Source organism: Microbacterium trichothecenolyticum, assembly GCF_030818955.1.
GTDB classification, from domain to species: domain Bacteria; phylum Actinomycetota; class Actinomycetes; order Actinomycetales; family Microbacteriaceae; genus Microbacterium; species Microbacterium trichothecenolyticum_B.
Genome location: NZ_JAUTBF010000001.1, coordinates 1,740,782 through 1,752,668, shown reverse-complemented (window position 1 = coordinate 1,752,668; position 11,887 = coordinate 1,740,782). Strand labels below are relative to the sequence as shown.

General features: G+C 72.5%; 10 protein-coding genes. 9 read left to right on the top strand and 1 reads right to left on the bottom strand.

The window, feature by feature from the left end:
* The first annotated feature begins 13 nt into the window (after positions 1-13).
* Positions 14-916 carry a succinate--CoA ligase subunit alpha gene (sucD, locus tag QE412_RS08300; protein WP_307482179.1) on the top strand — a complete coding sequence of 301 codons (903 nt, stop codon included), beginning with the start codon at positions 14-16 and terminating at the stop codon, positions 914-916.
* 375 nt (positions 917-1,291) lie between these two features.
* Here sucD and QE412_RS08295 read toward each other — a convergent pair whose 3' ends face one another.
* On the bottom strand, positions 1,292-2,743 hold the full coding sequence (locus QE412_RS08295; RefSeq protein ID WP_307482176.1) for an NCS2 family permease: 1,452 nt from the start codon (positions 2,741-2,743) through the stop codon (positions 1,292-1,294).
* Between the two features lie 55 nt (positions 2,744-2,798).
* Here QE412_RS08295 and QE412_RS08290 point away from each other — a divergent pair, with 55 nt between their 5' ends.
* From QE412_RS08290 to QE412_RS08255, 8 genes are all read left to right on the top strand, one after another.
* The gene (locus QE412_RS08290; protein ID WP_307482172.1) at positions 2,799-3,236 is read left to right on the top strand and encodes a nitroreductase family deazaflavin-dependent oxidoreductase; all 438 of its coding nucleotides are present in this window, start codon (positions 2,799-2,801) and stop codon (positions 3,234-3,236) included.
* Between the two features lie 174 nt (positions 3,237-3,410).
* Complete coding sequence (nirB, locus tag QE412_RS08285) at positions 3,411-6,068, top strand: nitrite reductase large subunit NirB (RefSeq protein ID WP_307482167.1); 2,658 nt, start codon at positions 3,411-3,413, stop codon at positions 6,066-6,068.
* On the top strand, positions 6,065-6,604 hold the full coding sequence (gene nirD, locus QE412_RS08280) for a nitrite reductase small subunit NirD (protein ID WP_307482165.1): 540 nt from the start codon (positions 6,065-6,067) through the stop codon (positions 6,602-6,604). Before nirB ends, nirD begins: the two co-directional genes overlap by 4 nt.
* Positions 6,601-7,833, top strand: a complete 1,233-nt coding sequence (cobA, locus tag QE412_RS08275; RefSeq protein ID WP_307482162.1) for a uroporphyrinogen-III C-methyltransferase — start codon at positions 6,601-6,603, stop codon at positions 7,831-7,833. The genes nirD and cobA overlap by 4 nt, the downstream gene beginning before the upstream one ends.
* Positions 7,830-8,969, top strand: coding sequence for a uroporphyrinogen-III synthase (locus QE412_RS08270; protein WP_307482160.1), 1,140 nt, complete (start codon positions 7,830-7,832; stop codon positions 8,967-8,969). Before cobA ends, QE412_RS08270 begins: the two co-directional genes overlap by 4 nt.
* The gene (locus QE412_RS08265) at positions 8,966-9,679 is read left to right on the top strand and encodes a sirohydrochlorin chelatase (RefSeq protein ID WP_307482158.1); all 714 of its coding nucleotides are present in this window, start codon (positions 8,966-8,968) and stop codon (positions 9,677-9,679) included. Before QE412_RS08270 ends, QE412_RS08265 begins: the two co-directional genes overlap by 4 nt.
* 75 nt (positions 9,680-9,754) lie before the next feature.
* A complete protein-coding gene (locus tag QE412_RS08260) occupies positions 9,755-10,297 on the top strand; it encodes a hypothetical protein (protein WP_307482155.1) in 543 nt (180 codons plus the stop codon).
* Positions 10,294-11,853: a polysaccharide deacetylase family protein gene (locus tag QE412_RS08255; RefSeq protein WP_307482151.1), complete on the top strand. Its 1,560-nt coding sequence runs from the start codon at positions 10,294-10,296 to the stop codon at positions 11,851-11,853. The genes QE412_RS08260 and QE412_RS08255 overlap by 4 nt, the downstream gene beginning before the upstream one ends.
* Positions 11,854-11,887: the final 34 nt, after the last annotated feature.

The following is an 11,887-nucleotide window of genomic DNA, read 5'->3' as shown; positions in this document are numbered from 1 at the left end:
GGGAAACAAGAACATGTCGATCTACCTCAATAAGGACTCGAAGGTCATCGTCCAGGGCATCACCGGCGGCGAAGGCACCAAGCACACCGCCCTCATGCTGAAGGCGGGCACCCAGGTCGTCGGCGGCGTGAACGCGCGCAAGGCCGGCACGACCGTCTCGCACAAGGACGCCGCCGGCAACGACGTCGAGCTGCCCGTCTTCGCCTCGGTCGAAGAGGCCATCCGCGAGACCGGCGCCGACGTGTCGATCGCGTTCGTGCCCCCGGCCTTCACGAAGGACGCGATGGTCGAGGCCATCGACGCCGAGATCCCCCTCCTCGTCGTGATCACCGAGGGCGTGCCCATTGGCGACACCGCCGAGGCGTGGGCCTACGCGAAGTCGAAGGGCGAGAAGACCCGCATCATCGGCCCGAACTGCCCCGGCATCATCACGCCCGGAGAGGCGCTCGTGGGCATCACCCCCGCGAACATCACCGGCAAGGGCCCGATCGGCCTCGTGTCGAAGTCGGGCACCCTGACCTACCAGATGATGTTCGAGCTGCGCGACCTCGGCTTCTCGACCGCCATCGGCATCGGCGGTGACCCGATCATCGGCACCACGCACATCGACGCGCTCGCCGCGTTCGAGGCCGACCCCGAGACCAAGGCCATCGTCATGATCGGCGAGATCGGTGGCGACGCCGAGGAGCGCGCCGCCGCGTTCATCGCCGAGAACGTGACGAAGCCGGTCGTCGGCTACGTCGCGGGCTTCACCGCTCCCGAGGGCAAGACCATGGGCCACGCCGGCGCCATCGTCTCCGGCTCCGCCGGTACCGCCCAGGCGAAGAAGGAGGCCCTCGAGGCCGCCGGCGTGAAGGTCGGCAAGACGCCGAGCGAGACCGCCGCCCTGATGCGCGAGATCATCGAAGCGCTCTGACGTTTCGTTTCTGAGGGCCCGGATGCCATGGCATCCGGGCCCTTTGGCGTGTCGCGGGGCGCCGGACGCGGGGTGCCGCGGGGTGCCGCGGGGTGCGGGCGGGCGGCGAGGACGGGATCGGCTGTCGCCAGCGCGCGAGGTCACACGATCGGGTCGAGCTCACGCGATATTGTGCGATCGCGCCGTGTCATCTCGCGCGGATCGTGTGCTCTCGGCCGGGGGGTCACCGGCGCCAGCCGTGTCGGCCGGCTGCGGATGGGCCGTCGCGAGGTCACACGATCGGGCCGAGATCACGCGATGGTGTGCGGTTGCACCGTGTGATCTCGCGCGGATCGTGTGCTCTCGGCCGGGGGCCGCCCGCTCCGCAGCACAGGCTCAGCCGAGCAGCGCCTCGACCGGGCCGCGGGCGAAGAAGACGACGAAGCCGGCGGCGACGATCCACAGCAGCGGGCTGACGCGGCGCGCGCGGCCGGACAGAGCCTGGATCAGCACCCAGCTGACGAAGCCCGCACCGATGCCGTTCGCGATCGAGTAGGTCAGGGGCATCACGGTCACGGTGAGGAACACCGGGATGAGCACCGACATGTCGCTGAGGTCCACGTGGCGGATCTGGCCCATCATCAGTGCGCCCACGATGACCAGCGCTGCGGCCGCGATTTCGGTGGGAACGATGCTCGTCAGCGGCGTGAAGAACATCGCGAGCAGGAACAGGGCACCGGTGACGACGTTCGCCAGGCCCGTGCGCGCGCCCTCTCCGATGCCCGAGCCCGACTCGATGAACACCGTGTTCGACGACGAGGAGGTCGCGCCACCGGCGACCGCGCCGACGCCCTCGATAATCAGCGCCGAGCGCAGGCGCGGGAAGGTGCCGTCGGGGGCGGCGAGCCCGGCCTCGCGGGAGAGGCCGGTCATCGTGCCCATCGCGTCGAAGAAGTTCGTGAAGACGAGCGTGAAGACCAGCATCAGGGCAGCGAGCACGCCGATGCGGCCGAACGAGCCGAACGGGTCGACCTGTCCGACGAGCGAGAGGTCGGGCAGGCTCACCAGCTGCGCGGGGAGGGTCGGAACGCTGAGGCTCCAGCCGCCGGGGTTGCCATCGGCGCGGGCGCCGAGGTGCGCGATGGCCTCGACGATCACGGCGATGACGGTGCCGGAGAGCAAGCCGATGAGCAGCGCCGCCTTGACCTTGCGCACCAAGAGCACGGCGGTGATGACGAGCGTCAGGACGAACAGGGCGGTGGGGATCGTCGCGATCGAGCCGTTCACGCCGAGGCCGACCGGCGGCGAGCTGAGGCCGGTCGAGGTGACGAGCCCGCTGTCGACGAAACCGATGAAGGCGATAAACAGACCGATGCCGACGGTGATGGCGGTCTTGAGCGCCAGGGGCACGGCCTCGAAGATCATGCGGCGAAGGCCCGTCACGGCCAGCAGCACGATGATGAGGCCGTTGATGACGACGAGTCCCATCGCTTCGGGCCACGTGACTCCGCCGACGATGCCGACGGCGAGGAACGAGTTGATGCCCAGGCCCGCGGCGAACGCGAACGGCAGGCGCGTGACGAGACCGAACAGCATCGTCATGACGCCGGCGGTGAGGGCCGTGGTGGCCGCGACCTGCGGGAAGCCGAGGGCGTTGCCGGCGACGTCGGGGGTACCGGACAGGATGATCGGGTTCAGGATGACGATGTACGCCATCGTCACGAACGTCACGACACCGCCGCGCACTTCGGCGCCGATGGTCGAGCCGCGGGCGGTGATCTCGAAGAACCTGTCGAAGGCGTTCTTCGGTACGGGGGCAGCAGTGGTCTCGGGAGCGGAGGTGCTCATGGGGGCTCCAGAAAAGCGAGGCGGTGGGGGATGACGCCGACGTATCGTGGGAGACATGTCGCTCTCAGGAGAGTATCTGCCCAGTACCAGCGAGTGGGCCCGCCAGCAGGCCGAAGCCTTCGAGGCCTCGGGAGGCCAGGAAGCCGGTGAGCTGCGGGGCGTACCCATCATCGTCCTCACCACCGTGGGCGCCAAAACCGGAGGACTGCGCAAGACGGCCCTCATGCGCGTCGAGCACGACGGGACGTACGCGGTCGTGGCTTCCAAGGGAGGTGCTCCCGAGCACCCGGCGTGGTTCTACAACCTCGTGAAGAACCCCCGCGTCGCCCTGCAGGACGGCGACGTGAAGAAGGAGTACGACGCGCACCAGGCCGAGGGTGCCGAGCGCGACGAGTGGTGGGCCCGCGCGGTCGCGGTCTGGCCCGACTACGACGAGTACCAGAAGAAGACCGAGCGCCGCATCGAGGTCTTCGTGCTCGAGCCGGTCGGCTGACGGGTTGCGGGGGCTTCGACGGGCTCAGCCACCTCGGTGGAGGGCCCTGAGCTTGTCGAAGGGGCCGGGGTCCGCGAAACCTCACACGAACGCCGTCGCCGCGTGAGAGAAACGTTCGCGGGGAGTAACGCCGGGGCGACGGCGGGGGAAACCTCGGCTGCTTAGCGTCGGGGCATGGCCCGCTCAGACACCGCAACCGGCACGAAACGTGTCGCTGACCGCCGCGCAAAGTCCGCCGCGTACGGTGACGATGTGCTCCATCCCGCGTCATCCGGCTCCGTCGTGGTCGTCGGCGCCGGCATGGTGGCGCACCGCTTCGTCGAGAGCCTCACCAGCCGCGACACCGACGGCCGCTGGTCGATCACGGTGCTCGGCGACGAGCCCCGGGGCCCCTACGACCGCGTCGGCCTGACCGGCTACTTCAGCGGCAAGACGCCCGACGACCTCGCCCTCGACCCGACCGTGCTCGATCACGAGCGGGTGCACGTCGAGATCGGCGCCCGCGTCACGGCTATCGACCGCGCGAACCGCACCGTGACGACCGCGGCCGGAACGACCCACGCCTACGACCGCCTCGTCCTGGCCACCGGATCCTTCGCGGCGCGCCTCGCACTCGACGGCTTCGACCACAAGGGCTGCTTCGTCTACCGCACGCTCGACGACGTCGCCGGTATGCGCGCCTGGGTCGCCACGCGGTCGGCCCAGCTCGGTCGTCCCCTGCGCGGCGCCGTCGTCGGCGGTGGCCTCCTCGGCCTCGAAGCCGCGGGTGCGCTGCAGGCCGAGGGCGTCTCGCCGTTCGTGCTGCAGTCCAACGAACGACTCATGTCGGCGCAGCTCGACCTGGGCGGCGCGAAGGCGCTGCAGCGGCTCATCGAGGCGCGCGGCATCGAGGTGCGGACGCAATCGGTGACGACCCGGGTGGATGCCGACAAGTCCGGCGCCGTGTGCGGCCTGGAGCTGCGCGACGGCACGTGGGAGGCCGTCGACATCGTCGTGTTCACGGTCGGCGTCCGTCCCCGCGACGAGCTCGCCCGGGCCGCGGAACTCGCCGTCGACCCGCGCGGCGGCGTCGTGATCGACGCGAACTGCGACACCTCCGACCCCTCGATCCTCGCGATCGGCGAGGTCGCCAGCTTCGACGGCCAGTGCATCGGCCTCGTCGCCCCCGGCTACGCGATGGCCGAGGTCGCCGCGACCCGCCTGCTCGGCGGTGAGGCCGCGTTCGACGGCTTCGACACCTCCGCCAAGCTCAAGCTCTCGGGCGTCGAGGTCGCCAGCTTCGGCGACGCATTCGCCGAGACGCCCAACGCCCTCGACGTCACCTACGCCGACCCCATCTCGGGCGTCTACAAGAAGCTCGTGCTGAGCGACGACGCGCGGACGCTGCTCGGTGGCATCCTCGTCGGCGACGCCTCGGCGTACACGTCCCTGCGCCCCCTCGTCGGTCGGGCGCTCGGCGGCGACCCCGCCGCGTACCTCATGCCGTCCGACCTCGCCCCGGCGCCTCAGGGCGACCTCCCCGACGACGCGATCGTCTGCTCCTGCAACGGCGTCACCGCCGGCACCGTCCGCGGGGCCGTCACCGAGCACGACTGCGCGGATGCCGCCGAGGTCAAGGCCTGCACCAAGGCGGGTGCGGCCTGCGGCTCGTGCTTCACGCTCGTGAAGAAGCTCGTCCAGGCCGAGCTCGCGGCATCCGGAAAAGAGGTCTCGAACGGACTCTGCGAGCACTTCGCGTTCACCCGCGCGCAGCTCTTCGACGCCGTGCGCATCTCGGAGCTGCGCACCTTCACCGCGATCGTCGAGCGCTTCGGCACCGGCCGCGGATGCGACATCTGCAAGCCGGCGCTGGCGAGCATCCTGGCGAGCCTGTACTCCGAGCACGTGCTCGACGGCGAGCTCGCGACGATGCAGGACACCAACGACCACGTCATGGCGAACATCCAGCGCGACGGCACGTACAGCGTCGTCCCGCGCATCGCGGGCGGCGAGATCACGCCCGAGGGGCTCGTTGTCATCGGCGAGGTCGCGCGCGACTTCGGGCTCTACACGAAGATCACCGGCGGACAGCGCATCGACATGTTCGGCGCCCGGCTGGAGCAGCTGCCCGCGATCTGGAAGCGCCTCGTCGACGCCGGCTTCGAGTCGGGCCAGGCCTACGGCAAGTCGCTGCGCACCGTGAAGTCGTGCGTCGGGCAGACGTGGTGCCGCTACGGCGTGCAGGACTCGGTCGGCATGGCCGTGCAGCTCGAGCTGCGCTACCGCGGTCTGCGCTCGCCGCACAAGATCAAGTTCGGCGTCTCGGGTTGCGCGCGCGAGTGCGCCGAGGCCCGCGGCAAGGACGTCGGCGTCATCGCGACCGAGGCCGGCTGGAACATGTACGTCGGCGGCAACGGCGGCTTCACCCCGCGCCACGCCGAGCTGTTCGCGGAAGGCCTGGATGACGAGGGGCTCCTGCGGGCGATCGACCGCTTCCTGATGCTCTACATCCGCACGGCCGACCGGCTGCAGCGCACCGCGCCGTGGATGCAGGAGTACGAGGGCGGCATCGAGGCGCTCAAGGGCGTCGTGTTCGACGACACCCTCGGCATCGGCGAAGACCTCGACCGCGCCATGGCTGCCCACATCGACAACTACGAGGACGAGTGGGCCGCGACCCTCGCCGACCCCGAGAAGCTCAAGCGCTTCCAGAGCTTCGTCAACGCCCCCGACACCGCCGACCCCACGCTCGCCTACGTCGCCGAGCGCGGGCAGCCCCGCCCCGCGACGGCGGAGGAGCGCTCGTCGGGCGCCGTCTTCATCGGCGGCACCACGCTGGCGGTGCGCTCGTGACGATCCTGAACGCGACGAGGACGGATGCCATGACCCCGGATGCCACGACCCCCGCGCCGGCGGCCGGTGCGGTGCCGGCCGCGAGCCTGGCGCCTGCCGCGACCGCCGCCGCGGCGACCCCCGCGGCCGCGACCCCCGGAACCGCGACCCCCGCGGCCGTGACCCCCGACGCCTCCGCCGAGACCCCGGCCTCCGGCTGGACCCGCATCTGCCGCGTCGACGACCTGCTCGTCGAGCGGGGTGCCGCCGCCCTCGTCGGCGACCGCCAGATCGCGCTGTTCCGCACCTACGACGGACGGCTCTACGCCACCGACCAGATCGACCCGTTCAGCGGTGCGGCGATCCTCTCGCGGGGGATCGTCGGCGACCGCGGCGGCGTGCCGACGGTCGCGTCGCCCATGTACAAGCAGGTGTTCGACCTGCGCACGGGCGTGTGCCTCGACACGCAGGGCAAAGAGCCGCTCGCGGTGCGCGTGCACCCGGTCGCGGTGACCGACGGCGACGTGTTCGTCAAGATCGAAGGAGACCCCCGATGATCGCTCTGGCAGGACTCGACCTCACCGACCGTCTCGTCGTGTGCGTCGGCGCAGGCACCGTCGCCGAACGACGCATCGCGCGGCTCCGCGCCGCGGGTGCCCGGGTGCGTCTCGTCGCCCCGGTGGCGACGCCGGGTCTGGCCGCGCTGGCCGCCGCCGGCGACATCGAGTGGAACGAACGTCCCTTCGCCGCCGACGACCTCGACGACGCGTGGTTCTGCCACACGGCCACGGGCTCGGCATCCGTCGACGCGGCCGTCGTGGCCGCCGCCGAGGCGCGCCGCGTCTGGTGCGTCAACGCCGGTCACGGCGGCAAGGGCAGCGCCCGCCTGGCCGCCGAGACCACGAGCGGTGACGTCATGGTCGGGGTCGTCTCGACCGCCGGCGCCGACCCGCGCCGCACCGTCGCCGTGCGCGACGCCATCGCCCAGCGCCTCGCCGAAGGCGCCCTTCCGCTCCGCCGCCGACGTCGCCCGCTCGTGGGGAGTGTGGCGCTCGTCGGCGGCGGCCCTGGTCCGATCGACCTGATGACGGTGCGCGCCCGCGCGCTGCTGGCCGAGGCCGATGTCGTCGTGCACGACCGCCTCGGTCCCACCGGCGTGCTCGCCGAGCTCGGCGACGACGTCGAGCTGATCGACGTCGGCAAGCGCCCCCAGCACCACCCGGTCCCGCAGGACGAGATCAACGCCCTCCTCGTGGACCGCGCCGCGCGCGGCCTCCGGGTCGTCCGGCTCAAGGGCGGCGACCCCTTCGTCTACGGTCGCGGCGGCGAGGAGGTCATCGCGTGCCGGGCCGCCGGCATCCCGGTCGAGGTCGTGCCGGGCATCTCGAGCTCTATCGCGGTGCCGTCGGCCGCGGGAATCCCGGTGACGCATCGGGGCGTGGCCGGTACCCTGCATGTCGTGAACGGTCAAGACGCGCCCAGCGAGGCCACACTCGCGGCCCTCCGCGACGACAGTGCCACCGTCGTCGCCCTCATGGGCGTGAGCGCCCTGCCCCGCTTCGTCGCGGCGGCCCGCGCGGCAGGTGCCCCCGAGACCCGGCCCGTCGCCTTCGTCGAGAACGGCCACACGCCCGCGCAGCGCACCATCCGCACGACGCTGGGAACCGCGATCCAGGATGCCGAGACCCACCGCCTCGCCAACCCCGCGGTGCTCGTGTTCGGCGAGGTCGCCCGGGCCGACCTGCTGCTGCCGGTCGCGGTGGCGCGCGGGGAGGGCGTCGGGTGACCTCACCCCCGCGAACGATCAGCACCGTGCTCCTCGGATGCACCGTGCTGCTGCCGGTCGATCGCCGCTCCGGGGAACTGACCGCCGCTCTGGAGCGACATGGCGCAAAAGTCCGTGTCGCCCCGGCGCTGACGATCATCCCGCACGTCGACGACGACGAACTCATCGCCCAGACGCGCCAGCTCGTCGTCGATCCGCCCGACGTCGTCGTCGCCACGACCGGTGTCGGCTTCCGGGGGTGGATGGAGACCGCCGACGAGGCCGGGCTGCACGACGACCTCAGCGCGGTGATGCATCGAGCCCGCATCGTCGCGCGCGGACCCAAAGCCCGCGGCGCGATCCAGCAGGCGGGCTACGACGCCGACTGGGTCGCAGAGAGCGAGACCTCGGCCGAGCTGCGCGACTTCCTCGTCGCCGAGGGCATCGAGGGGCTGCACGTCGCCGTGCAGCACCACGGCTCGGGTGCCGACGGCCTCGACGAGGCCTTCGAGGCGGCGGGCGCCCGCGTCACGAGCCTCACCGTCTACCGCTGGGGCCCGCCACCGGATGCCGCGCTGGTGGCAGCCTCGACGCAGCAGGTCGCCCGCGGCGAGGTCGACGCCGTGCTGTTCACCTCGGCACCCGCGGCGCGCGAGTGGCTGCTCGCGGCCGAACGGGCCGACGCGATCGAGGGCGTGGCATCCCGAGCCCGTGACGGCCGGGTGCTCGTCGCCGCCGTCGGTCCCATCACCGCGGGCCCCCTGCGCGACGCCGGGATCGATCCGCTCGTGCCCGATCGCGGACGCCTCGGCGCGCTCGTTCGCGCCGTCGTCACGCACTACGGGGGAGCGGACGCGCCGTTCATCCCCACCACGGCCGGGCGCCTCGGCATCCGGTCGTCGGGCATCGTGCTCGACGGGGAGTTCACCCCGCTGCCGCGCACGGGCGTCGAGATCCTGCGGGCTCTCGCGCGCGAACCCGGACACGTCGTCTCGCGCGCCGCCCTCGTCGCCGCGCTGTCCACGGCCGAGGCCAGCGGGCACGCCGTCGAGGTCGCCGTCGCCCGCACCCGCGAGGCGCTGGGCGGCATCGACCTCATCCGCACGGTCTACAAGCGTGGATACCGGCTCGACGTGATCGACGAGGAGGACTCATGACCGCCGTACTGATCGCCTGCGCCCACGGCACACGGTTCGAAGAGGGGCGCGTGGTCGTACGCGCGCTGCTCGACGTGCTGCGCGCGACGGCGCCCGAGGGCGTCGAGGTGCACGAGGCCTACGTCGACGTGCACGGACCGTACGTCACCGACGTCGTCGCCGCTGCCCGCGAGCGCACGGATGACATCGTCATCGTGCCGCTGCTGCTGTCGACCGGCTACCACACCGAGGTCGACCTCGTCGAGGCCGCGGGCGGCCTGCCCATCGCCCCCGCCCTGGGGCCGCACCCCGTGCTGGCCGAGATCCTCGTCGACCGCGTGCGGGCCACGGGGGCCGGCGCCGACGACACCGTCGTGCTCGCCGCCGCCGGCTCCACCCGTGCCGGCGCGGTGGTCGACGTCGAGCGCATGGCGGCGCTGATGACCGAGGCGGGAATCGCCGGTCCCGTCGTGACGGCCTACGCGGCGGCTTCCGAACCGCGGATCCCGGATGCCGTGCACGCGGCGCGCTCCGCCGGCCGGCGGACGGTCGCGGCAAGCTACGTGCTCGCCCCCGGGCACTTCTCGCGCGTGATCGAGAAGGCTGACGCCGACCTGACCTCGGCACCCATCGGCGCCGACCCGCGCGTGGCCGAGGTCGTGTGGGAGCGGTGGCGATCGGCTCGCGCGAACGCGTGCGCGGTGGCCGGTAACGCGGCGTTACGGTTGTGAGACAGCGGTTGCGCATTCCGTCCCGGTAGGCTCACTGCAATCGGGATCGTCTCCCGTCGAACGCCGGGGGGCGGCATGGGTGTCACGCGGGTGTCAGCGCGTCGCCGCACGGCCATCGTGATCACGGTCGTGATCGTCATCGCGCTGCTGGCGGGGCTGGCGGCGGCCGCGTGGGCGCTCGCACCGATCATCCTCCCGCAGTTGCAGACGAGCGTGGTCGAGACCACGCGCACCGAAGAGGTGCGCCGCGACGGGCACACGGCATCCATTGACGTCCCCGCCGGCTGGAGCGTGCAGCGAGAGGGCGACGACGTTCCGCGTATCGTCGTGCGCACCCCCGACACGCGTGTCGCGATCACCGTCGAGATCGTGGCGTCGGCACCGGCGGTCGCCGTCGACGCGTCGGGCGTCGTGGGCCTCGGGCCCCTCGCGCGCGAGTCCGTCTCCAGCGGTGCACCCCTCGTGCACGCCGAGACCGCCGACACGTTGGTCGCGGCGGTCGGCGGAACGGATTCGTCCGCCTCGGCGCGTGTGATCGCCGCGGCTCCCGCCGACACGCTCACGACGTACCGCGTCGAGATCGCCCATCTGCTCGACACCGTGCGGGTGGTCTCGTGAGGCGCACACTCGCGATCGCCGCCGCGCTGGCCGTGACGATCGCCCTGGCCGGGTGCATGCCCGAGAGCGACCCCGACTGGATGCCGCGCGGCTGGGGCGCGGGCGACCTCCGCACCGTCGAGGCGCCGCCGGTGCCGATCGCCGCCGGGCAGACGCCGGGACTGGCGGGGGAGCGCGTGCGCAGCGACCTGCTCGGCCTGCAGGCGCGGGTGATGGTCGTGCCCGGCGCCGAGGCGATCGGCGCGGCCGTGCTCCAGCCCGTGCGCGCGGCCATCGCGGCCCGCAGCGCCGCCGTGAATCGCGCTTACGCGCCGGAGGTGTTCGGGCGCGAGGCCGGATTGAACGACCGCGGCTGCGTGCAGGGCTCGACCCTGCGTCCGGCCGCGGAGGCGATCGCCGACCCCGCACTCGGGCCCATCGGCGGCTCCGGGACCGCCGTGCTGTGCGACATCGTCGTAGCGGCCGGCTCGGTCATCGGGCAACGCGTCCGCACGATCGAGGCGCCGGGTGGAGTCCCCACCGCCGACCACTCCGAGGTGCTGTTCGCCGACGTCACCACCGGCGAGGTCGCCGGCGCGCGAGGGCTGTGGAACGCGGATGCCGCGAGCGCCCTGTGGGCCGAGAGCGTCGACCTGCTGCGGCGCGAGGCGGGAGCGTTGAGCCTCGCCCCCGTGGCGCCGCCCGACGACAGCACGGCCGAGGCGTTCGCGACCGTGCTCGACTCGACGCTGCCGGCGCCCGACGGCTCGTTCGTCGTCACCCTGCCGGCGGGATTCACGGCTCCGGCGCTCACCGATCTGGGCGCGCCGCCCACCGCGACCGATCGTTTCCTCGCCGTGCCCCCGGCCCGGGTGGGTGTTCTCGCGTCGCCGTTGGGCGTCGCTGTGTCGGCGGCTCTCGCGGCGGGGACGCCGTTCGCCCCGCCGCCGTCATCGCCCTCGCGCACGGGCTCGACCGACTGCCGCCTGGTGCCGTGCGTGGCGCTCACCTTCGACGACGGCCCCGGGCCGTTCACGCCGGGCATCATGGACGCCCTCGAGGCGCAGCGCTCGGCCGCCACGTTCTACGCGATCGGCCGCAACGTGGCCGGCGGGGCCGACACCGTGCGACGCGCGGTGGCCGACGGGCACGAGGTCGGCAACCACACCTGGAGCCATCCCCAGCTGCCCACCCTCGACGCCGCCGCCGTCGGCCGCCAGATCCGCGACACGCAGAACGCCCTTCGCGAGGCCACGGGGGTCACCCCGACCAGCTTCCGCCCGCCGTACGGCGAGTACGACGCGGCGGTGCTGACCGCCGCCGGTCTTCCGGCCGTCCTGTGGGACGTCGACACGAACGACTGGCGGCAGCCCGACCAAGCCGTGCTCATCGGGCGGGCCGTCGAGCAGCCGCGGCCCGGGTCGATCGTGCTGCTGCACGACATCCACGAGAACACCGCGCGGGCCACCCCGGCGATCATCTCGGGCCTGCGAGACCGCGGCTTCACGCTCGTGACCGTGACCGAGCTGTTCGGGGGGACGATGCCGTCCAAGGGGGCGTGGCGCAGCGCGCGCTGAGTCGGCGGACTGCGACGCCGCCGCCGTGCCTGAA

Bases quoted from the DNA above. Each gene is read 5' to 3' on its own strand.
- sucD (WP_307482179.1), top strand. From the start codon at position 14: ATGTCGATCTACCTCAATAAGGACTCGAAGGTCATCGTCCAGGGCATC.
- QE412_RS08295 (WP_307482176.1), bottom strand. From the start codon at position 2,743: ATGAGCACCTCCGCTCCCGAGACCACTGCTGCCCCCGTACCGAAGAAC.
- QE412_RS08290 (WP_307482172.1), top strand. From the start codon at position 2,799: ATGTCGCTCTCAGGAGAGTATCTGCCCAGTACCAGCGAGTGGGCCCGC.
- nirB (WP_307482167.1), top strand. From the start codon at position 3,411: ATGGCCCGCTCAGACACCGCAACCGGCACGAAACGTGTCGCTGACCGC.
- cobA (WP_307482162.1), top strand. From the start codon at position 6,601: ATGATCGCTCTGGCAGGACTCGACCTCACCGACCGTCTCGTCGTGTGC.
- QE412_RS08265 (WP_307482158.1), top strand. From the start codon at position 8,966: ATGACCGCCGTACTGATCGCCTGCGCCCACGGCACACGGTTCGAAGAG.
- QE412_RS08260 (WP_307482155.1), top strand. From the start codon at position 9,755: ATGGGTGTCACGCGGGTGTCAGCGCGTCGCCGCACGGCCATCGTGATC.